Source organism: Pseudomonas helleri (assembly GCF_009600315.1).
Classification (GTDB): Bacteria; Pseudomonadota; Gammaproteobacteria; order Pseudomonadales; family Pseudomonadaceae; genus Aquipseudomonas; species Aquipseudomonas helleri_A.
The window spans coordinates 1-529 of record NZ_WIWC01000108.1; the positions used below are offsets into that span (position 1 = coordinate 1).

Consider the following 529-nt stretch of genomic DNA (forward strand, 5'->3'; position numbering starts at 1 on the left):
AATCAGCGGTAACAGATTTCTCTCGGTGTGAGGTGTTACCTGCGGCGTTACCCGTTTCAGTTTTCGCTGGCGACACCGGTTTTTCTGCGCGGAATGCCCAGGCGTTGGCGACGTTCCCACAGGCATTTACGACTCACGCCAAGCTTGCGGGCCAGTTCGGTCTCGGTCATGTGGTCTTGATGCTCCAGAACGAAGTGCTGGAAGTAGTCTTCCAGTGACAGGTCTTCGGTCGGGTCCAGGCTGGTGTTACCGCTGCTGATGCTCTGTTGCGGGGCCAGGCCGATAAAGTCGTCGTCTTGCAAGTCGCTCAGTTCGATGTCGATACCCAGCAGGTCGGCCGAGATTTCCGGGCTTTCGCACAGGATCACGGCGCGCTCTACGGCGTTCTCCAGCTCACGAACGTTACCCGGCCATGAGTAATGGCTGATGGCGCGCTCTGCGTCAGGGGCGAACTTGAGGTCGGTACGGCCAATACGGGCGCTTTGACGGGCGAGGAAAGCGCGGGCGATTTCGATAACGTCAGCGCCGC

The 529-nt window shown here is 59.4% G+C and carries 1 pseudogene; it reads right to left on the reverse strand.

The annotated features are described in order from the left end of the window. Positions 1-56: 56 nt before the first annotated feature. A pseudogene (locus GHN86_RS23045) lies at positions 57-529 on the reverse strand (sigma-54-dependent Fis family transcriptional regulator); the annotation flags it as partial.